At 49.9% G+C, this 21,549-nt stretch carries 18 protein-coding genes; 5 read left to right on the top strand and 13 right to left on the bottom strand.

The window, feature by feature from the left end; genetic code table 11:
- Positions 1–33 precede the first annotated feature (33 nt).
- The 4 genes from EPD17_RS02785 to EPD17_RS02770 are packed head-to-tail and all read right to left on the bottom strand — an operon-like array spanning position 34 to position 2,090.
- Positions 34–651 (bottom strand): DUF4126 domain-containing protein, encoded by a 618-nt coding sequence (locus EPD17_RS02785; RefSeq protein ID WP_240040718.1) that lies wholly within the window; start codon positions 649–651, stop codon positions 34–36.
- Between the two features lie 40 nt (positions 652–691).
- The gene (locus EPD17_RS02780) at positions 692–1,261 is read right to left on the bottom strand and encodes a DUF4136 domain-containing protein (protein ID WP_165929502.1); all 570 of its coding nucleotides are present in this window, start codon (positions 1,259–1,261) and stop codon (positions 692–694) included.
- A gap of 59 nt (positions 1,262–1,320) precedes the next feature.
- On the bottom strand, positions 1,321–1,851 hold the full coding sequence (locus EPD17_RS02775) for a 2'-5' RNA ligase family protein (RefSeq protein WP_132051583.1): 531 nt from the start codon (positions 1,849–1,851) through the stop codon (positions 1,321–1,323).
- Positions 1,852–1,865: 14 nt separating this feature from the next.
- Positions 1,866–2,090: a hypothetical protein gene (locus EPD17_RS02770; RefSeq protein ID WP_132051581.1), complete on the bottom strand. Its 225-nt coding sequence runs from the start codon at positions 2,088–2,090 to the stop codon at positions 1,866–1,868.
- A 430-nt stretch (positions 2,091–2,520) separates the two neighbouring features.
- On the opposite strand from EPD17_RS02770, the gene EPD17_RS02765 reads away from it, so the two are divergent.
- The 3 genes from EPD17_RS02765 to EPD17_RS02755 all read left to right on the top strand — a co-directional run bounded on the left by EPD17_RS02765 (position 2,521) and on the right by EPD17_RS02755 (position 4,180).
- The gene (locus tag EPD17_RS02765) at positions 2,521–3,051 is read left to right on the top strand and encodes a class IV adenylate cyclase (protein ID WP_132051579.1); all 531 of its coding nucleotides are present in this window, start codon (positions 2,521–2,523) and stop codon (positions 3,049–3,051) included.
- A gap of 169 nt (positions 3,052–3,220) precedes the next feature.
- Positions 3,221–3,520 (top strand): hypothetical protein, encoded by a 300-nt coding sequence (locus EPD17_RS19840; protein ID WP_165929501.1) that lies wholly within the window; start codon positions 3,221–3,223, stop codon positions 3,518–3,520.
- A 303-nt stretch (positions 3,521–3,823) separates the two neighbouring features.
- Entirely contained in the window at positions 3,824–4,180 is a 357-nt protein-coding gene (locus tag EPD17_RS02755; protein WP_240040717.1) for a hypothetical protein, read from the top strand.
- A gap of 117 nt (positions 4,181–4,297) precedes the next feature.
- Here the strand turns inward: EPD17_RS02755 and nagA are convergent, their stop codons facing one another.
- The 4 genes from nagA to EPD17_RS02735 all read right to left on the bottom strand — a co-directional run bounded on the left by nagA (position 4,298) and on the right by EPD17_RS02735 (position 10,042).
- Positions 4,298–5,401, bottom strand: coding sequence for an N-acetylglucosamine-6-phosphate deacetylase (gene nagA, locus EPD17_RS02750; protein WP_132051577.1), 1,104 nt, complete (start codon positions 5,399–5,401; stop codon positions 4,298–4,300).
- 319 nt (positions 5,402–5,720) lie between these two features.
- A complete protein-coding gene (locus tag EPD17_RS02745; RefSeq protein WP_114234640.1) occupies positions 5,721–7,316 on the bottom strand; it encodes an AsmA family protein in 1,596 nt (531 codons plus the stop codon).
- A gap of 657 nt (positions 7,317–7,973) precedes the next feature.
- Positions 7,974–8,660: a response regulator transcription factor gene (locus tag EPD17_RS02740; RefSeq protein ID WP_132051575.1), complete on the bottom strand. Its 687-nt coding sequence runs from the start codon at positions 8,658–8,660 to the stop codon at positions 7,974–7,976.
- Positions 8,657–10,042 (bottom strand): sensor histidine kinase, encoded by a 1,386-nt coding sequence (locus EPD17_RS02735; RefSeq protein WP_132051573.1) that lies wholly within the window; start codon positions 10,040–10,042, stop codon positions 8,657–8,659. Before EPD17_RS02735 ends, EPD17_RS02740 begins: the two co-directional genes overlap by 4 nt.
- 111 nt (positions 10,043–10,153) lie before the next feature.
- On the opposite strand from EPD17_RS02735, the gene EPD17_RS02730 reads away from it, so the two are divergent.
- On the top strand, positions 10,154–10,966 hold the full coding sequence (locus EPD17_RS02730) for a GLPGLI family protein (RefSeq protein WP_132051571.1): 813 nt from the start codon (positions 10,154–10,156) through the stop codon (positions 10,964–10,966).
- A gap of 141 nt (positions 10,967–11,107) precedes the next feature.
- On the opposite strand, the gene EPD17_RS02725 is transcribed toward EPD17_RS02730, so the two are convergent.
- Entirely contained in the window at positions 11,108–11,686 is a 579-nt protein-coding gene (locus EPD17_RS02725) for a hypothetical protein (protein WP_114234636.1), read from the bottom strand.
- Between the two features lie 110 nt (positions 11,687–11,796).
- Here EPD17_RS02725 and EPD17_RS19835 point away from each other — a divergent pair, with 110 nt between their 5' ends.
- Positions 11,797–11,964 carry a hypothetical protein gene (locus EPD17_RS19835; protein ID WP_155523191.1) on the top strand — a complete coding sequence of 56 codons (168 nt, stop codon included), beginning with the start codon at positions 11,797–11,799 and terminating at the stop codon, positions 11,962–11,964.
- Positions 11,965–12,171: 207 nt separating this feature from the next.
- Here EPD17_RS19835 and EPD17_RS02720 read toward each other — a convergent pair whose 3' ends face one another.
- The 4 genes from EPD17_RS02720 to EPD17_RS02705 form a co-directional block, all read right to left on the bottom strand.
- Positions 12,172–14,949, bottom strand: coding sequence for an outer membrane beta-barrel family protein (locus EPD17_RS02720; protein ID WP_132051569.1), 2,778 nt, complete (start codon positions 14,947–14,949; stop codon positions 12,172–12,174).
- Positions 14,950–15,118: 169 nt separating this feature from the next.
- Positions 15,119–15,925, bottom strand: a complete 807-nt coding sequence (locus tag EPD17_RS02715) for a TapB family protein (protein WP_132051567.1) — start codon at positions 15,923–15,925, stop codon at positions 15,119–15,121.
- A 469-nt stretch (positions 15,926–16,394) separates the two neighbouring features.
- Positions 16,395–17,489, bottom strand: a complete 1,095-nt coding sequence (locus EPD17_RS02710; protein ID WP_132051565.1) for a PDDEXK nuclease domain-containing protein — start codon at positions 17,487–17,489, stop codon at positions 16,395–16,397.
- A gap of 100 nt (positions 17,490–17,589) precedes the next feature.
- On the bottom strand, positions 17,590–21,342 hold the full coding sequence (locus tag EPD17_RS02705; RefSeq protein ID WP_132051563.1) for a DEAD/DEAH box helicase: 3,753 nt from the start codon (positions 21,340–21,342) through the stop codon (positions 17,590–17,592).
- Between the last annotated feature and the right edge of the window lie 207 nt (positions 21,343–21,549).

The raw sequence follows: 21,549 nt of genomic DNA, 5'->3' as shown, positions 1-21,549 counted from the left end.
TAAAGCGAAAGGAGCAAAGGCGATGCAGGCACATTACCGGCGCATTTTGGCCCACTGCCGTTTCAGGCCCGATAAGATCCATACCGCCAGTGCCAGCATCAAGATGGCCAATAGGATGGGAAAGAAAAAACTGGCTACCGATCCGGTGATGGCGGCTGCATTTTCGCCGGTGGCCACCACGGCATTGCCGGTGCCTACAGTGGTTTTGGTAGAAAGCAGCCGCAGCAGGCCCGTGCCCATTTGTATGGTGCCGGCAGCTCCACCGCCAGCCAGCAGGGCCGTGGTCCAACGCAGCAGGGGTTCGGCATCGGCAGTGGGCAGCAGCGACGAGGCCAGCAGCGTGCCTGCCCCTACCGACAGCGGCGTGGCAATGGCATCGAGCAGGTTATCAACCACGGGAATATAGTAGGCCAGCACCTCGAGCACGGCCGCTAGGCCAAAGCAAATAAGCGCCGGGACCGTAGCCATCCAGGCCATATCCTGCGGCAGGCCTACCCAGCCCATGCGCCCCGCCAGCGAAGCGGCCAGCACGGGTACAAACACCCGGAAACCGCAACAGGCGCTGAGCGCAATGCCGAGTGCCGTGGCAGAAATGATTTCGTAGTTGATATTCATTGTAGGGCTAAACGATGTTCTATCTAATATACCCATAAAAAATGGGGGATTGCACTGCTCCAGGTGTGCTTTACCGTTAGGGTGCTTCCAGTTTTTCCAATATCCGGTGCACTGCTTTTTCAATCTCCTCTTCGGTAAGCCTTGTGGTGCTGATGCGCTGTGTGGTCCAGCCCTGCCACAGGGCTTCGTCGGTCTGGGCGTCCATCATGGAAAGGGTAAGTGTGGCTTCTTTTACCGGAACGGTTTGGGTTTCATAACCTGCAAAGTGTGCCGGGTAATAAATGCGGCCCCAGTGCTGCAGGTAAGGGTTGTAGTATAAACGGGCAAATGGCTGTGTGTTCACCGGGTTTTGCTGCTGCTCCATGGTCCGCTCCACCAGTATATCGTAGCCAATCAATACTTCGGCGCCATCTGCTGCTGCTTTCCAGCCTGCCTGTTCCAGTGCTGCATGCACGGCATTGCGGATGCTGATTTCGGCAAATACCGACTGCCGCATTTCGGTACTGTTTGCTGCGGCCTTGGTGTCTACCCATCTAAAGGTTCGGTATTTAGCCATATTGGCGCCTTCGCTGCGCAGCACATACACTTTGCTTGAACAGGCCGCCAGTAACAGCCCCGCCAGTACACAACCCATTAGCCACTTCATGTTTCGCATTTACCTGCATAACTCCAAAAAGCATGCAAGCAAGAAACGCTGGAATAATGCTAGGTTGCCCAGCTGTTTTGCGCCATTTCTTCCCCGGTAAATGCAAACTGCTGCAACTGGTGCCAGGGGCCACCCCGGTACTCCCAAAGGGTGAGGCCGGTGCCCCAAAAATGAAAGGAGGAAAATGTGGGCGCCAATTGCTGCAACAAGGCAGCTGCCTGCTGGGGCGCCACTTTGTTTTGAATGGTAATATGCGGCCAGATGCCCTGCCGGTCTTGCGGCGTAAGCAACTCGAGCCACAGCTTGCGCATCCGGCCATGCAGGCTTTGCAACGGCGGACATACAATTTTGATAGCTACGCCTTTGCCGATGTTGACCATTTTGGCAGCCAGCAATTGCATGCGGGGCTGGGCGGCACATAAGGCCTGAATAGTTGGAATAATACCGGGGTGCGCTGGCGGCAGGTGGTGGAACAGGGTCAGGTGCGCATCGAGGAAATTGCGTTCGGGCGGAAAATATTGCTGCCGCAATTGATTGAAATAGGTCTGTGCTTCGGCCTCGATGGTAAGGGTGAGAATGAGGGGCGCCATAGTTGCAGCGAGGCTTAGTGCTGCTGCAACAGGTACTGCTCCAATGCTGCAATGGCTTGCTGCAACACATCTTCGGGCAGGGGCTCTACGGGGTGCCACTCATCGTGTTCGCGGCGGAGGGCAAACGGGCTGCCCTGCATGCCGTCGGGGATAAAATGATACTGCTCGTCGGCAAATGCCACGCGGTAGGCCATGGTGCCGCCGCCTTGTTTGAGTTGGGTAGTAAATAGTTGCTCCATACTGGTTGATTGACATTTGCTCTGTGGCGTAAGGTGGAAAAAAATTGTGCCATGATGAGGAAGGAGTTGGCGGTCGGGAGTTGACAGTTCAGAGTTGGAGTTAATGGTTCAGTTGGCGGAGTTCGTCATTGCGAGGCGCAGAGTGAGATTGTGAATATAAGTTCATTAGTGCGCCGAAGCAATCTCCTTGTGTGGTGGGCGGATGTTTTACTTGTCGCAAAGTTTAGTGTTTACGAATAAACGGGTGATTGCTTCGGCGCCGCAAACACTAACTGTAATTAGCTCCGGCTGCGCCTCGCAATGACGGGTTACCTTCACCGCTATTTTCATTCAACTCTCAACTCTCAACTCCCAACTCTCAACTCCCAACTCTCAACTCCCAACTCTCAACTACCAACCTTCAACTACAAACTCTCCCTATCTTGCCGCCATGCACCTGAACATAGAATTCAAAGCCCGCAGCAGCCGCAACAAGGAACTGCAGCAATTGCTGGCCGATCACAATCCACGTTTTGCCGGCGAAGACCACCAAAAAGACACGTACTTCAATGTGCCGCACGGCCGAATGAAACTGCGTGAAGGCAATATTGAACATGCCCTCATCCATTACCAGCGCAGCAATATTGCCGGCGCCAAACAAAGCGATGTGATCTTGTACCAGCACCAGCCCGATGCGGCACTGAAAGCACTGCTCACTGCTGCCCTCGGCATTAAAGTAGTTGTAGAAAAGCGTCGCCGTATTTATTTTGTTGACAACGTAAAAATTCACTTCGACGAAGTGGCCGGCCTGGGCCAGTTTTTAGAGGTGGAAGCCATTGATGCGGACGGCAGCATTGGTGCCGAAAAGCTACAGGAACAATGCCGCTATTTTGCCAGCTTATTTGGCGTTGCCGATAGCGATTACCTGGCCCAATCGTACAGCGATATGCTGCTGCAGCAACCCGCCGGCGCAGAAAAATAAATTACAAAGCGGCGCGGCTGCAATTTGGTGCTTAGTTGGTATCTTGGTTGCCGCAACGCTGTTGCACCGCATTCCTGCTTTGTGAAAACTGCATCACACCACCGCACCTATTGCACTTTTTTATTTGGCATATTATTTTAAACACCTAACCTTCTAAAACCTCTTAGTCATGGAAAATGCACGGAACGCCCTGATGACTGCTGATATGGAAGCACAGAACCCTTTTGGATCAGAAACTTTGCTGCAACCGGTTATTGCCCGCTCGGCTGCCGACGATGATGATCTGGATGAAGATGAAGACGACCTGGACCTGGATGATGAAGACCTTGACGACGAGGACCTGGATGATGCAGATATCGATGACGCAGACATTGATGATGCAGCCATCGAGGATGTGGATGATGAAGATCTGGACGACGATCTGACATTGGACGATGATGATGAAGAAGACGAGGACGACACCCTGTAATCTACTTTTTGCATCATAACAAATCAGCCGGGGTACTGGCTATTCTGCCCATCCCGGCTGCTGTTTCACTGCACCGCACTATTTTCAGCAGCGGCCCTTTCCCTTCCTGTTTGCCATACTTTATTACCCCGTGCTGCTGCGCTCCTTTAGTGCAGTACAGTTCCCTTTTACCCTTTTGCAACAGCTTCAGGGGCCGATACCCTTATCCGGTTTTTATAACGAAACACTAACAGCGCCACCCAACTACTGGCACTTTTTTCTCGTCAATTGTAGCGATGCCCGCAAACCGGCATTTGCAACTACATGAAAAAATTTTTGCTCAACCGTTTGCTGTTCCGTGGCAAAAGGAATATGCCGTTGGCAACCCCTCAAAAATTGCCTTCGCTGGGTGCCTGTATTGTGATGGACCTGCTGGGTTATGCTTCTTTTGCGCTGCCGGTAGTAGGTGAGGTGTTCGATATTGTGTGGGCGCCCGTTTCGGCCATGATTTTTATGCGGATGTTTGGCGGTACCAAAGGTTTCTTCGGTGGTATTTTCAACTTCGTGGAGGAGATCCTGCCCGGGCTTGATTTTATTCCCACGTTTACGCTTACTTGGCTGTATCAGTATTTTACACAGCCTAAGGGGAGCAAAACCATTTACCTGCAGCCCACGAGGTAATAGTTTTTACAACGGCAAAAATGGTTTGTAATGCAATAATTATAAAGGTCATACCTGCATGGGTATGCCCTTTTTGTTGTAAAATAGAGTGCATGTATCAGCAAGCCTCAAGCTATTTTAGCCAAACGTATGTTGCAGTTCCAACTGTTGGTCCAGCACGATAAAATTTGCGGCGAAACCCGCCGCCAGCTTGCCGTACTGCGTATCCAGCCCCATTACCTGCGCCGGGTACAGGCTGCACATGCGCAGCGCTTCCTCTGTTTTAATACCCGCATGCTGCACCAGATTGGTAAATGCGGCATGCATGGTTAACGCCGATCCGCTCAACACACCGTTGCTTTCATATTTATCGCCTACTTTTTGGTGGCGGTAGCCGCCTTCGGTGGTTTCGGTAACCGCGTCGGTAATAGCAAACAGCCGGTTGCCCATCATCTGGTGCGCCAGTTGGATGGCTGCAAAATCAACATGGTGCCCGTCCGGGATAATGCTGGCCCTTGCCGAGTGGTGCAGCAGCAACGCACCTACCAATCCCGGCTCGCGGTGTTGCAATGCACTCATAGCATTGTACATATGCGTGGCTACACCGATGTTTTGTTCGTTAAAAGCCCGGTTGCCCTGCGCAAAGCTGGCACTGCTGTGCCCCGCCGAAACCACCACGCCATAAGATTGCACCAGCTGAATCACTTCATCGCTGCACACTTCCGGTGCCAGGGTAATCATCGTAATCACGTCTTTGCCGTACTCCAACAGTTGGCGGGCTTCGTCCAGCGTTGGCGGGTGCACACATTCGGGCAGGTGCGCACCGCGTTTGGCCATGCTGATCCAAGGCCCTTCCACATGCAGCCCGATGGCGCCCTTGCCACCCTGTTGCTGGTACTGCCGCACTGCATCAATGGCTTTGAAAAAAACATCCATGGTGTTGGTAGCCACTGTGGGCTGAAACAGCGGCGCCCCGCCGGCTGCGCAATATGCATACAGATCCTGGAGCGCATCAACGGTGGGATGTACTGCCAGCAATTTGCTGTTGGCGCCATAAATCTGCAGGTCGATAAAGGCGGGTGCCATGCTGGCCAACTCAAAATGCGTATGAACAGTATCGGCGGGTATTTCATCGGCGGGCAGCAGGGCTTCAATGCGGCCATTGGTCACAATAAGTGCATGATCGTGGAGCCATGCTTCGCCGGTAAAAATTTTGGGCGCCGAAAAATAAGTGCGGGACATAGGGGCAAGATAGCAAAGAAGGGAGAGAGAAGAAGTCGGAGGTTGGAAGACGGAAGTCCGAAGACGGAAAAGTCGAGAGTCGGGAGTTTAGAGTTGGGAGTAGTGTTGGTTGTGGTAAAAGCAATGGCCTTGCGTTTTTGTTTGCAATAGAATAGCTCAATTTTCCAAACATCTCTTTCAGTTACTAACTGGGAAATGCATTCTAACCCTAGCGCCAACTGCCGCCTTCCTTCCCGTCTTTCCAGTCTTTTCTGTCTTTCCTGTCTTTTCCGTCTTTTCCGTCTCTCCGGACTTCCGTCTTCGGACCTCCGTCTTCCAACTACTCATACACCCCGCTTTTCAGCATCACTTCCTGCATGCCTTTGAGCATGGTTTTCCAGATGGTGGCAAAAAAAGATTGGTTGGAGGGGCGGGCATATACCACTTCGTTGCCGTGCCGCACCACGCCATCGGGGCCGGGATTGCTGGGGTAGAGTGTAAACTTGTTGAGCAGTTTAGTGAGCAGTTTTTTGGTTTTCAGTGCGCCGGTTTCATCGTCAATAGTGCGCAGGATCACGGCCATGTTTGAATAGCGCATTTCCACCCGTCCGTAGCCGCGGTAGCTGTCGCCGCGCAGTGCAAACTTGATGTCGTCGATTTTGCCCGATGTAAGTTCGGTGTTGCCGAGCGGCATGGCCACCGTATTGAGCTGCGCGGCCGTTACATTTCTGGCCCTGCCCGATACAGCCCATTCGCCATCAGCCGAGTCGAGGTAAAAAGTAAAATGGGCCTCCAGCGGGCTATTTTCTAAAATGTTGGTGTTCATCTGCGCCACACACAAGGGGTCTTTCTGGATTCGTGCCGGCAGGTTGGTTACATTGTTTACCAGTAGGTTGGTGCCCCTAAACGTGAGTGTTCCCTCCTTGTCTGTTTTTTCGCCCCGCTCGGTGTAGCTCAGGTCGCCGTTTTTTACATGCAGCGTACGCACATCAATAGCCATGGGTGCATGCAGCAGCCGCTGGTGAGGGTAAGTGCCCAGTTTACTTACATACTCCGGCGGCAGCGTTTTATCCAGGTAAATTTCTAGGTCCGGTTGCACCACCACGGCACTGTCGGCCACAATAATATTGTCGTGAATAAAGCGATCAAGTCGCAGGTTGGTAAAATAAGCCTTGTTGGTAGTCACCTCGTAGCGGCTCATGCGCCGGCCCATGGTTTTGTAAAATGTGGCCAGGTCGAGGGTTGGCTGCAGGGTAAAATTGGCCAGTTCCAGGTAGCGGTCGCCCGACGAATAGTAAAGCTGCTCCGCCGCCATGTTGTACAACGAATCGGGGGTGCGGTAAGAAAGGTCGGCAAACCGCAGCGTGATGTTTTTGGTAAATACAATACGCGATGTATCAGCAGCGGCCGCCGAATCTACCCGCACATTGTTGAACTGGGCCACACAGCGATCGAACTGCAGTTGCACCGATTCGGATGTATCGGCGTTGGCATAGAGCAGTTTTATTCCGTCCAGGTTGATGCGGTCGACCTGAATGCTGCGGATGGCCGGCTGCAGCATTTTCCACAGCGGCTGTGCGTTGCTGGCAATATTGTTGGGCCGCACATGCCGCGACAGCCGAACGTTTGCTTCTTTTGAACCGATTTCCGTGATTTCTATACGCTTACTGAACAGGAGGCGGAACACGCTGAGCCCACTGATATATCCACGCTGCAGTTGCAGCTCCATGGTGAGCGACGGCAGTGCATGGGCCGCATCGAGCCGGCGGTAATGACTGCTGTCAATGTCGATGCGCAGGTTTTCGACCGTTACATTGCCGCCAAAAAAGTTTGCTTTCAGGTTGCCCAGTTCGTAGCGGTACAAACTGTCGGAGCCCTGGATGATGAGGGTATGCAGGCGTTCGCGGAGCATGGGCGTTACCAGCCGGTTGGCCATGAGCAGGAGTATGGCAAAAACCAACCCCAGAAAGATCGCAGCTATCCCGATTATTTTTTTCCACCGCCTGTTTCGCCACGCCATGCACCAGTGATGAAATTGGCATGCCAGAAGCGGGAAGGAATGTCGAACAGAGGGATAGGGAATGACGAACAGAGGAAGTTGAGGGGAGAATAACGAACAAGGAATGTTGAATGACGAATGGGAATGATGAGTTATGAATTAGTGAGCCGGTTCGTTAAAGGAGAAATGCAAAATTTTGACACAAAGAAATGAACAATAAAAAAGTGGGCATGGCCCAAACCTGTTTGTAGCAATTAATGGTTTTCGGTAAAAATTATTTTCGTTGATCGTAGATCAACCCTGTGGAATGGTTAGATGCGGCAACGACAGACGATAAGAGCAGGTTTGGGCTATGCCCAAATTGATGCCGATAAAATGTCGTGCTACCAACTGGTATGGGCTACGCCCAATGGCTACAAACCATATACCTTTTGTTAACCGAAATTATTTTGTCCATACCGTACCGCCATTTGTACCACTCCACCCAATAATCAATTTCCGAATAATCAATAATCGGCTGTTCCCCTTCTGCGGTTCGCCATTCCTTGTTCCTTGTTCATTATTCTTTCAACAACTTTCTCTGTTCGACATTCCCTACTCCATCACAAACCGGTAACCGATGCCTTTGATGGTAATGATTTCAATAGCGGGGTCGGCTTTGAGGTAGCCGCGCAGTTTGGTCACATACACATCTAAAGTGCGGCTGTTGAAAAAAGAATCGGAGCCCCAGAGCAGGATGAGGATATCGCGGCGCTCCACAATATTGTTGCGGTTTTGGTACAACAGTTTCAGCAATTCGCTTTCACGGTACGATAGTTTGCGTTCTTCTTCATCTCCGGAAAGGGTTTGGCGCCGCAGGTTAAACACCAGTTTACCCAACCGCACTTCCTCCGCCTGAAGGTCGGGATCAGCACCCCTGTTTTTGAGCACATTTTCAATGCGCACCAGCAGCTCCTCCATGCTAAACGGCTTGCGGATATAATCGTTGCCGCCCAGTTTAAAGCCAGCCACCACATCCCGCACTTCTGATTTTGCTGTCAGAAAAATAATGGGTACCGATGCATCCAACTCCCGGATCTCGTCGGCAATGGCAAAACCATCTTTGCCCGGCAGCATAATGTCCAGCAGGCACACGTTCGGCTTTTCTTTTACAAAAGCGTTCACGGCTTCCATGCCGTCGTGTATGCCAATCACATCGTAACCTTTATCGCGCAACGTATCGGTTACAATGCGGGCCATAAACATTTCGTCTTCTACATACAAAACGCGGGGCTTGCTCATGCGGGTTGTTTGGGTATGGTAATTACAAAACGGCTGCCCGTTCCTTCTTCCGAATCAACGCGAATAGTGCCTTTATGCTTTTCCACCACGTGGGCCACATAGCTCAGGCCCAGGCCGTATCCTTTTGCGTTGTGCAAATTGCCGGTGGGCACCCGAAAGAATTTATCAAACACTTTATCGCGGTACTCTTTTGGAATACCGATGCCGTTGTCGGCCACGCACAGCTGCACCGAGCCGCCGGCGTCTTTTACCAACACGTCAATTTGTGGCTTGCCGTTGCTGTATTTAAGTGCATTGTCCATGAGGTTAAACAATACGCTGACGAGGTGCAGGCGGTCGCCTTCCAGCACGGTATCGCCTTCCTGCTCCACGGTTACGTTGGCGTGGTACTTTTCAAACTGCAGCCGCATCGATGCCGTTACTTCATCCACCAGTTCCCGCATGTTGAGGCGCTCATATTTCAGGTCCACTTCTTTGGTTTCGAAAATGGAAAGCTTGAGCACTTTATCCACCAGCAGCGACAGACGTTGCAACTCGTTGTGCGAAATATCGAGGTACTCTTTAGTGCGCTGTTGGTCCATCGAGGCATTGAACGAGCGGAGTGCTTCAATGGCCACGCTAACCGTAGCAATGGGCGTTTTCAGCTCGTGGGTAATGTTCGAGATAAACTCGTTTTTAATATCGGTAAGGCGCTGCTGGTGCCGCAGGTTGCGGTACAGCAGGATAAATGAAAGGGCCGTAAATCCAACAATAAACAAGGAAAGAAAAATGGGCGCCATAATGCGGCGCATCAGGTAGAGGCCAGCCTGCTGCACTTCCAATTGGTACGTTACCGGGTGCAAAAAGCCCAGCGTCACTTCATTAAAAGCGCGGCGTTCGCGGTCGCGTTCAAAACGGTTGATGACAAAAGACACATGGATGTTTTGCGAGTCGAGGCGCTGTGCATATACAGCCCTTACCTCGGAAAGTTTTACCGAATCCTGCGCTGCGTCCATTTCGTATAAAATGCGGAACAGGCGATCTTGTCGTGGTATTTTTTGGGCCAGGCTGTCGAGCGGCATGCTGGTTTGCCGCAGCGAGTCGGTGATGCGTTCGCGCAGCACATTCATCATAGCCGTTGTTTTTTGGTTTCGGCCCATTGGCCGCGTTACCACCGTACGCAACGGATCTTGGTTCACGTGGCTGCTGTCAGTGTTCAGCTTCAGCTTAGTAGCCTGCAGGCTGTGCACCGTTTCACGAAACATCCAGTTGGTGCGCATCTCCAGGTTACGCCGTTCCTGATCGTAGGTATTGTACAACCAATAAATTTGGAAGGCGGCAATGCCCACGATGGTTACACCCAGCAAAACCGGCAACCATTTGATATGACTGATGCGACGCATAGTTACAAATGTATCCTATTCGCCTACCGTTCATCCTGATGTTAACCATTATTAACGTAGCTGAAATCCCGCATTTTAACAGGCACCGAAATTTTTCGTAAACTTTGTTTCATGACCCGATTTTTACTTGCCATGGGCACGCTGCTTTTTGCTATGCCGGCGCTGGCCCAGATGAAAGAAGGAAAAGTGGTGTACGAACGTACCATGCAGTTTCAGATGCGTTTGCAAAATGTGGATCCGGCGGTGGCCAACAACCTGCCCCGCAGCCGCACCGATCGCTTTGAACTATCATTTACCCCGGCTAAAACCCTCTGGGAATCGCTGCCCGATATGGAAGAAGGCGAAGGCGGTGGTGGCCCCGGCGGCGGCATGTTTATGCGCTTTGGCGGCGATGATTATGTGTACACCAACCTCGAAACCGGCGTATCGGTAGCCAAGCAGGAGTTGGCATCGAAAAACTATATTGTTACCGACAGCCTGCGCAGGCTGGCCTGGAAATTAACAGACGAAACAAAGCCCATCCTGAACTATAAAGCCCGCAAAGCCGTGGCCCAACGCATTGGAACCCGCTTTGTGATGAATATGGAAAACGGTGAAATGAAACGCAAGGAAGTGGCCGACACGGCCAGCATCACTGCCTGGTTTACCACCGAAATTCCGGTGCCGGCCGGGCCCGAATTTAACGGGCAACTGCCCGGCCTGATCCTGGAGCTGGAAATGAATGCAGGCCGCATGGTGTACAAAGCAGTGGAGATCAGCCCCAAGGTAAATGCGGGAAACATTAAAGAACCGAAAGGCGGCAAATCTATTACAGCAGCGGATTTTGCGCTGGAACGCAATAAGATGTTTGAAGAAATGCGCCGCAATATGCCACGTGGTGGTCCCGGTGGCGGTGGCCAACGCATTGTGATTCAAGGCAATTAGAATTTGGTTTACAAAAGCTAAAAAAAGGGAAAGCATTCAGCTTTCCCTTTTTCTTTTAAGCCAATAAATAGCACCAAGGCTTTTCCAACAGCCATCAACATTGCTTCAACTATTGGCTGCGTTTACTGAACAGCATTTGCTCTATTCATCGCCGGCGCCGGCTTCGTCATCGTCCCGCTCTTTGTCGTACACCAGCAGCTGCACTTTCCACTCCGGGAACTCAAACTGCATCGACACATCTACCCGCAGCTTTTGGTACTGCGTAGGCGGTGCCACCAGTGCCAGTGTGCTTACCGCAAAGCCGCGGCTTTCGTCCGCCTCCTGGTAGTTGCCCCGCAAGGTGTACTGGTCTTTTAAGTAAAAAAGATTGGCACCCTTGATCTGCTGGTACAGCCACTTGTATTTTTTGGCTGCCGCCACATAATCTTCGGTGGTGTACAACAAGGCCTGCCAGCTATACACTGGTTTGCTGCCCGAAGAATAAGCAATGATGGAACAATGGTCGGCATCAGCGATCTTAATCTTGGAACGATACTCGGTAGACTGCGGGTTGCGGTCCACCACCTCGCCGCGGATGGCTGCAAACTGAGCCGGGTAGTCGTCTACTACTTTTTGCAGATCGGCACGGATGCCGGTTGGAACGGGGAAACGAATTTGTGCAAAAGAAATCTGGGAAATAAATAGAATTAATGTAATACAAAGGGTACATTTTCGTTTCATAAGCAGGATTTTGGCGTAAATTATAGAATTTTTCCACAGTCAAAAGCCGTTTTATCCACATTTATTCATATCTTGAAAGCTCATCATATCGCCATATAAAATATACCTGTATGAAAAACAAAAACATCGTCCATGCCCGTCAGAAAGCTGAGATCTACAAAGATTACTATCGTCCATCCATCAACCCCCTGCGGTTTTTGAAATCCGTACTGGGTGTGCTGTTTTTTGGATCGGGCACAGCAGCCAATAGTTATAACCCCAAAAACAGGGGCCTGTAACCGGCTTTATTTTTTACCCGTATTGTTTTTTAGTCTCGACATAAGCATACTGCATATAGCCTAGACTGTAACTTTTAAAATAAAAACACCCCGCAAATGCGGGGTGTTTTTATTTTATGCACAGCTATTTTATGCGCAGCACATTTTATGTATCTGCAACGAACAGCAAGCTTCAGGCAACAATAGCCTGAAGCTTGCGGACTGCATTTATTGCATGCCCCTGCCGCCACCAAAGTTACCGCCACCCATGCGCATCATTTGGTTGCCACCACGCTGGTTGCCCTGCGTGTTGCCCATGCGATTGAGGTTGTAGGTAAAGGTGAGCATGAAGTAGCGCTGCAACACACTGTTCTGGATGTCTTCAATATAGTTGTCGGCCACGTTGCGGCTGATGGCGCGGTTCTGCTTCATGATGTCGAATACAGAAAGCTTCAACTCGCCGCGGTTGTTTTTCAGCATCTGGCGGGCAAACGAAGCATTCCACAAAAAGAAGCTTTGGTTGTAGCCCTGCGAAAGACCGGTTGTAGTTGTGTAATCGAGGTCGGTGCTCAGCACCCATTTCTGGCTAAAGATGTAGCTGATGTCGGCCGAGGTAACATAAGTATAATACTCATTGTTGCCCCTTGTGTTCAGCGTATTGCGGGTAAGGTTGTACGTAACACCACCGCTGAAACCAATGTCAAATTTCTCTTTGTAGTTATAATTCACCCGAACGTTCTCGCCCAGTATCAGGTTGTTGGTATAGTTCTTCAACTCGCCTGCATAGCTGATGTTGCGGAACATATTCATGGTGGTAGTGGTATTGATATTACCGCCTTTGATTTTGCTGATGGGCACACCAAAGTTGATCATACCATTCATGTTAAATGCACCGTCGGCGTTAACCGGGCGGCTCAATTGGATACCAGAGTCCAATTGCAGCACCTGGTTTACGATCTTGTTGTACGTGTTCGAAAAAGTAAACCGTGCAAACAGGTTGCGGTACTTCATCATGTCAAATGAATTGTACTGCATTGTAAAGTTGTTGCTGTACTCTTGGCGCAGGGATGGGTTACCTTCTGTTTGATACAGCGGGCTGCTTACATCGCGGATGGGCTGCAACTGCGTTACACTTGGCTGGTTGGTGCGGCCGCGGTATTCAAAGCGGAAGTTTTTAGAGCGGGCAAAGCGATAGTTGAACTGCGCCGAGGGAAACAGGTTGGTAAAGGTTTGCGACAGCTGCGTTTTACGCGACAGGTTGTTGCTGTTGAGCGTTAGCCTTTGCGCAGCCAAACCAAATTGGTAGTTGTATTGCTTTTTCACCACACGTAGGTTGGCGCCGAGGCGGTTGCTTTCATTTACATTTTCAAACAGGTTGGTTTGAAATGCATTCAACACATCAAACTTGCCGGTGCCGTTATTGAAATCGTACACCTGCCGGTCGTTGCGGCTTGAGTTGTTGTTATACTGGTAATTCAGCTCCAGCGTTTTGTCGCGGCCAATGGGCTCGGTGTAGGAAGCCGATGCACCATAGTTGTTGCTTTTATTATCCACGATGTTGATCTGGTTCACTACACTGTCGCGGAACTTGATGCCTTCCCTGTAATAACCAATATTTGAAAACGTGCTGCCGTTGCGGTCGTTGTTGGAAATACTGTTCGACAGGTTGATGGAAAATGTGCGGCCACGCTTGGCAAACCGGTGGCGGAACAGGAGGTTGTTGTTGAAGCTGTTGCCGGTACCGTTATTTTTTTGCAGCGTGGTATTATCCAGTTGCTTGTAAGTTAGCTTTCCATTTTCCACCAAATTCTGTTGCTCGCTTGAGCGGTAGCTTTCGCTTTGCTGCAGCGATACGTTGGGCGTATACACAATCGAGTTGAACGAATCGATCGAATGCGTCAAGCGCAGGTTGAGGCGGTGGTTGGTGCCCTGGTTATTTGAAGTCACCGACTGCGGACGCAGCACCGTAGAGTCGCCACCAAAAGTGCGGCGAAAGCTCGAACTGTTGTTTTCGGTATTGGTGTTGTTGAAAAAATACGAGCTGGTTACTTCGGTTTTTTTACCCCACAGATCGCTGTAGTTGAGGCCAGCCATGGTATTGCGGGTAATGCCGGGGCCACTGCCGCCGGTGTTGATGCCCGTTACATCGTTTTGCGTAAAGCCCTGGTTGTTTACGTTATTGGAGCGGCTTACCAAGGACAGCTTAGTAGCACCTTTAAAGTAAGATGCGTTTACATTCGCTTCATATCGGTTGTCGGTACCATAGCCTGCACCTGCACGGCCAAACACGCCTTTATTTTTATCTTTTTTCAGCTTCAGGTTAATAGCCCTGGTGCGGTTGCCATCGTCCACGCCGCTAAACCTCGATTGCTCGCTGCCTTCTTCAAACACTTCTACGTTTTCGATCATGTCGGCAGTAAGGTTGCGGGTAGCCATTTTGGGGTCATTGCCAAAAAACTCTTTGCCATCCACATAAATCTTTTGCACGTTTTCGCCCTGCGTTTTTACCGTACCGTCTTTTTCCACCTGCACGCCGGGCAGCTTTTTCAGGAGGTCTTCTACCGTAGCGTTGGGTTTTGTTTTAAATGCATCGGCCCTGAAGGCGAGTGTATCGCCTTTTACCTGGATGGGTGGCGTGCTGTTGATCACCACTTCGCCCAGTTGCTTGTATTCCTGGTCGGCATAAATGTTACCGAAATCCTTCACTGGCGCTTGTACCGTTAAGCTAAATGGCTTTTGAATGCTGGGATAACCCTGGTAAGAAACCTGCAGTATATACACACCGGTATCAAGGTTTTTTATTTCGAAAAAGCCACTGTTAGAGGTAAGCGAAAAAGAAATAAGCGAGGAATCTTTGGCGCCCATTACCGAAACGGTTGCATCGTTCAGGCCCTGCTTGGAGGCAGAGTCGAGCAAGGTACCCCGGACTGAGCCCGGAAATTTTTGTGCAAACAGCGACTGGGCGCTGCAAAAAGCAAAGACGGCCAAAAGTATAAAGCGGTACATAAGCAGGTGAATTGCCTACGAAGTTATTCGCAAGCCGCATCATTAAGGGTTAAAGAACGTTAAGACCTTGATGAGCGGCACTGGCGCCACCAGCAAAGCCAAAAGCCCTCACTGATGGTGAAGGCTCCGGCCAGATTGAAACATTATTGATTACAACTCGGGAAACGGCTTATTGAACAGCTATCAGCGTAGTGGTAGATGTAGTATTGCCGGTAGTTTCGGCGCTTTTTACCAGGCCCACACCTTTAGCATACCACATGGTGTTTTGCATTACCGTGTTAGTAGCATTTGCTTCGCCAATTTTCATGCTCAATGTGCCTTTAAACGACCACTTCATGCAGTTCTTGAATGTGCCGGCAGGTGTTGTTACATCTTCAAAACCGAGCACTTTACCATCGCTAAAAGTAAAGTCCATCGAGATCTCGTATTCATCTTCTTCATCGTGCTGGATCCAGCCAATGTGCATGGGATCAGAAAACTGGATCACGTCGTTTACTTTGGGGTTGGCAGGCAGCTTTTGCAGCAGCGGGAAACCCGTGATGGAGAAATCAGACACATCCGGATCCTGCTCCATCTCCGCCAACACTTCTTTCAGATCGGCAGGCAACGTGTTGGCATAAACGATCTGGCTGTTGGTGTGGTGTACAAAGGGGTTCAGTTTGGTACCATCGTCGAAAGCCGTTTCGTAGTGAATCACTTTGCCGCCGGCCGAATCTTTTTGGTTCAACACCCGCAGGTTGTGCTCCGAAATCTCACCGGCATCATCAGAGCGGTATTTCCATACTTTGTTGGTAGCGGTTGGAAAATAGCTTTGCTCCTGTGCGGGAGGGTTGCCACCGCCGCCGCCATTTCCGGGTGTGTCGTCGTCTTTTTCACAAGCAGTGAGCAACATGCCCATTGCCATTACAGCAAGCAGGTTGCGGGTCAATTTTTTGGCGATGGAGGGCACACGTGTGGCCATAGAGGTTGTGGTCATAAACAAGAAGTTTTGGTTTGTTTTTAAAAATTTTTGGTTGTGAGGTTGGTGTTTGGTGTTTTTGAATGGAGTTAGTTTCGGTTACTGGTGCTGGTTAGTTTTGGTTGTCGTTTGATTGCTTGGCAAAGATGCGGTGTGTGTTTGCTGCACACAACCACTTTGGTAACGAACGGTAAAAATGAGGGGCTGAGTTGAAGGGAAAAGGACATGAGCTGCAATGATGGCTTTTTGGAGAAGTCGGTTTTATACCGGGTTTATGCTTGGCCGCTAATATGTTGATTGATATGATGTTGCAACAGGGAATTTAGCTTTGCTTGGACCTACCTAAGTTTAAATACGGCACCATCCAAAGCCCACTTTCTATCAATAAAATAACAAAGGTGTAGCTTATTACTGCACCAATTCCATTGTACTTATCTAAGATATCACCCGCAATTTGTGTGACTAGATAAATTACTTGAGCATTATTCTAATCAATTTTGTCAGCCAATTCTGCTTCAATTTCTTTAACAGTTGGCAGCTTCCCTTTCAATGATGGAGGTATGTTTTCTGTTAGTTCATATTCGCTAACACCGATAGGCCGATTGATGCCCCGCAAGGCATATTCGGCTATCACTTTATTTCGTTCTTTACAAATTAATATCCCAATGGAAGGCCCATCAGTTGGATGCCGCAGGTTGTCATCTACAACATTGAGATAAAAATTAAGCTTGCTGGCGTATTCAGGAATGAACTTGCCGGTTTTTAATTCAATCACCACAAAACAGCGGAGCTTCAGGTGATAGAACAGAAGATCAATATAAAAATCCTCACCGCCTACTTCCAAATGATATTGGCGGCCTACATAGCTAAAACCTGCGCCCAACTCCAGCAAGAACTTGGTTATATGTTCAACCAATGCATTTTCTAAATCTTTCTCCTTGTATGCTTCACCCAAACTCAGGAAGTCAAACTTGTATGGGTCTTTCATGAGTTCCTTCGCTAGGTCGCTCTGAGGCTGCGGCAACGTAGTAGCAAAATTAGTGACTGCATTACCTTTTCTGCGGTACAAACCACTTTCTATCTGGTGTACCAGCACATTGCGGCTCCAGCCATGAACAGCTGTTTCGGTTATATAAAACAATCGTTCTTCGGGATCTTTTACTTTATCGAGTAACGTGATGTGATGATACCAAGTAATTTTTGCAAGCGGGTCTTGCACTTTTTGTGCATCGGACAATTTTGCAAGTGGCACTTGCAAAATTTTATTTCCATCTTTTCTGTGAGCACCTACAGCAGGCTGTAAAAACAAAGGATAAGCATTTGCAAATTCCCGCATGTACCGCAAGTTTCGCGATGAAATGCCTTTCATATCCGGAAACTCACTGCGCAAGTCGCTGGCTAATTGCTCTACTACTTTTCCGCCCCAGCCTACGCTACCTTCCCTGTCAGCAATAGCTTTTCCCATCTTCCAATACAGCACCAGCAAATGCACATTTGCAGTAAGTGTTGCCTCTAGCCGGGCCGACTGAATTTCAGCTTTTAGCTGCGCTACAAATTCATTATAGTTAGCCGGCTGTTTCATATTTGAAAAATATTCAAACCTTTTCCAAGTGGTATGCTAGTGGCTAGGTAAGCGATACAAATACCAGCCTTTCAACGTGGTATTTATATCGCTTGTGTTATTAACTGAACAAGTACTCCACATCTTCCTTCGTCAGCGTTTTTACAAATGAAGAATCATCGGCAATGAGGTCTTTTGCTAGCAGGCGTTTGCGCTCCTGCAATTGCATGATCTTGTCTTCGATTGTGTCTTTACAAATCATGCGGTAAGCAAAAATGTTTTTTGTTTGTCCAATGCGGTGCGTACGGTCAATGGCTTGCTGCTCCACGGCGGGGTTCCACCATGGATCAACAATGTATACATAGTCGGCCGCAGTCAGGTTCAAACCCACGCCACCCGCTTTCAGCGAAATAAGAAACACCCGCACTTCATCATCGCCCTGGAAACTCCGGATCGCTTTTTCGCGGTCGGGGGCCGTGGTGCTGCCATCAAAATATTCGTACTTGATGCCCAAGCTATCCAGCTTTTCGCGGATCAGTGCCAGCATGCCGAGGAACTGCGAAAACACCAGCGCTTTGTGGTTCGAAATATTCTCAGTGATCTCCCGGCCCAGTTCTTCCAACTTGATGGAGTGGTTTTCAAACCGCTCCGTTTCGTTCAAGATAGCGGGCGAATCGCAGATCTGGCGCAGTTTCATCAAACCTTGCAAAATGGTGAGCTGCGATTTTTGAATGCCCTGCTCCTCGATGGTGCCCATAATGCGGCTGCGGAAATCGTTGCGGTACGCGTCGTAAATACGGCGCTGCTCGCCTTCCATTTCGCACCAAAGCACCATCTCTGTTTTGTCGGGCAGGTCTTTAGCCACCTGCTCTTTGGTGCGGCGCAATATGAACGGGTACAACAGCTTGCGCAGGTGATCTTTTTGTTCGGCTTCGCCAAATTTATCAATGGGTATGGCAAACTCCTGGCGGAAAAATTCCATCGAACCCAGCATACCGGGGTTGAGGAAATTCATTTGCGCATAAATATCAAACGTGTTGTTCTGCAGCGGCGTACCACTCATGCACACACGGGTTTTTGCATTGAGTAGGGCCACGGCCTTGGTTACTTTCGATGCAGGGTTTTTAATAGCCTGGCTTTCATCAAGCACTACACAATCAAACTTTGTGGCCACAAAAGTTTTGATGTCGCTGCGCAATGTGCCGTACGTGGTAATGATGATGTTGTGGTGTTGCAATGCATCCACGCTGCGGTTACGCAATGGCCCGTGATGTATGTAGTATGTAAGCCCCGGTGTAAACTTCTTGATCTCGTTTTCCCAGTTGTAAATAAGCGTGGTAGGACAAACAACTAATGCTGTTAATTCACCATCCTGGTCATCGTGGTAATGTTGTAAAAACGAAAGTGCCTGTACGGTTTTACCCAAACCCATGTCATCGGCCAGGATGCCGCCCCAGCCTACTTCGCGGAGGTAGTTGAGCCATTGAAAACCGGCCACCTGGTAGGGGCGCAAAATACGCTCCACCTGTTGTGGCGGCGGCACTTCGCGGATGTCGTGAAAGTCGCGGAGCTTTTCGTATTTCGCTTCGAGTTGTATGGTCAGTTCTTCTTCATCGCGGTTTTCATACAGTTCGTCAATCACGCTGAGGTGATAGCGGGAAAGCTTCAGCGCATTGCCTTTTCCTTCGCCCACCCGAAACAGGAGCGAGTATTTTTTCAGCCAGTCTTCGGGCAAAATGCCCAACGTACCATCGGCCAGTTGTACAAACTGTTGCTTGTTGGCAATGGCTTTTTTTACTTCGGCTACTGTTACCCGTTGGTCGCCAAAAAGTATGTCCACTTTTGCATCAAACCAATCGGTATGGCTGCTGATAAAGATGTGTGTGGAAGGCTTTGCGGTATTGAAACGAAAGTTTTTCAGCGATTCAAAGCCAAACACGGGAACCTTGTGGTCCTTCATGCTGTCCACAAAAAGAAAGAACCAGTTGTTCTTGAGTACATCGGCACCTTTCAAGGCCAGCGCAGCGCCATCTTCAAACACTACAAAGTTGGAGTGCAGCGTACGCAGCTTGTGCATGAATGCTTCTTCAGCATCGCGGTTGCGGTGCACCACCATTACTTTGCCGCCTTGCGGCACAATTAGTTCGTCGCGGTCTTTGGGGCGTGTATCAAAACCTTTGTAATTAAAAATGGGTTGAAACACGAGGTAGTCGCCCTTCTCCTGCAAGTATAGGCGCACATCCGGTTCGCCGTCTTTTACCTCGCCAATCAGCTCGCGGCTAAAGTCCACTTTATAGTCGCGGCTCAGGGGCAGCATTTCTTTTTCCAACACCTGCGGCCAGGCTTCGGCGCTGTATGTTTTTACGCCGGTGCCATATTGCATAGCAATGGTGGCGCCGTCGGTATTTTCCCACAGGTACACCTGGTGGTTGTATAAAAAAAACAGCGGCGTAGGCACTTCGTTATCACTGAGCGAATAAGCAACGGCTTCGGGCTTGATGAAACATTCCACCGCAATATCTGCTCCCTGGCGCTCCACCGAAAACTGCGGCATCAGGGTGTTGTTGTTGTACTCTACTTTTTGCAGGTTGGCCGTTTTAAAAGCCTGCCCTTGCGGCAACACAAAAATGGCTGCTTCGTTTTCGATGCAGATCTTTTTCAGTTTCGGCACAAAATATTCAAGGATCAGTGTCTTGGTTTCCTCGGGCAGCTCATCGCCTTCCTGGTGCACGATGTTTTCCCAAAAACCCGAGAACGGCGAGTTGCGGTTGATGTATTTGTTTACATCCGCCTCCTGCAGTTTGCGGGCATTGCTGATCAGGCTGCGGCCCCGTTCATCGTACCCGTCCAGGTCAATATATTTCGACAGTTCCAGCTTTTGCACGGTGCCCAAAAATTGGCCTTCTTCGTCCATTTCACCTTCTACCACATCCACAAAAAAATGCGGGTATGCAGGCCTGTTGAGGTTAAACACCACGCCCAGTTGCCGTGTGGCGGTGGCCACTTCTTTTTGTACGGGCAGGGGCTGCGCCACCGGCGCAGGTGCTTCGGCACGGCGATAAGTGGGCAGCGGCGCCGGTGCGATAATGCGTTTGATGCTGGGATCAAGCACCCGCAGGTAAGGCTTTCCTTCTTTGTAGTTAAACTCAAACTTGCCTTTCAGGTCATCGCTCAGCGAGTAGCCATAGGCTTCCAGCAGCTTGTTTTTTTCCTTGTCCCAGTTGCGGATGGTATCGAAATAATACGGTCCTTCTTTTTGCAAAAAATAGAGGAATACAATGATCTTGGGCAAACACAGCGGGTGCTCTTCATCTTCGTAATCGGATGAAGTATCAAAGGTGCGTTCTTCGTTGCGGCGGATGATGACGTAATAATCGCGGCCATCGAGGGTTACGGTGGCTTTTACGGTTTCGTCTTTTGCGCTTTCAATTTTGGGCTTGCCCTTTTTCAAAAACGCTTCGGCATCCATCATTACCTCCGGCGAGCACATCATGCGCAGGGTTTTCAGCTCAATGCTGCGCATTTTGGCCACGGTGTGGTGCTGGTCGTATGCAGCATCGGCGGTATCGAGCAGGCCTTTATCCAACATCTCCTGCAGGCGCAGCAGGCCGGCCACCTCGTGGCGGCAAATGTCGCCCAGGTTGTACGGGCAGGCGCAGCGCAGCGAAAGCCCTTTGGGATCTTTATACTGCTGGATGTGCACTTTGTAAAAGGTGCCGTAGTTATCGTCTTTTACCCGAAAAACTGCGGTACCAAACAGCGGGTCGTGTTCCACCATGTCAACAAAGCCCATGGCATGGATCTTTTTTCCGCGGCGGATCACTTCATCTGTTCCCTGGGTATAGATGTATTTTAGTAAATGTGGTAAGGCCAAACGACGTTCTTTTAAGGGTGTAAGGGGTACTTGTATTGTTTTTTACATTCGCCACCCACCGGACCCAAAACAACGCTGCAAATGCCTGCACAATCCGGAAAGGGCAATTTGCAAAAGTAAAAGAAAGTAGGGGAGAAAAACTTGAAGAAAATTTGAAATTTATTGGCCCGGCAACAACATAGCGCTGCTACCGGGCCAGCGTGGGGC

Source organism: Pseudocnuella soli (assembly GCF_004347775.1).
GTDB classification, from domain to species: domain Bacteria; phylum Bacteroidota; class Bacteroidia; order Chitinophagales; family Chitinophagaceae; genus Flavisolibacter; species Flavisolibacter aquaticus.
Note: the sequence above shows the minus strand (reverse complement) of the source record. Positions and strands in the feature narration are given on the sequence as shown.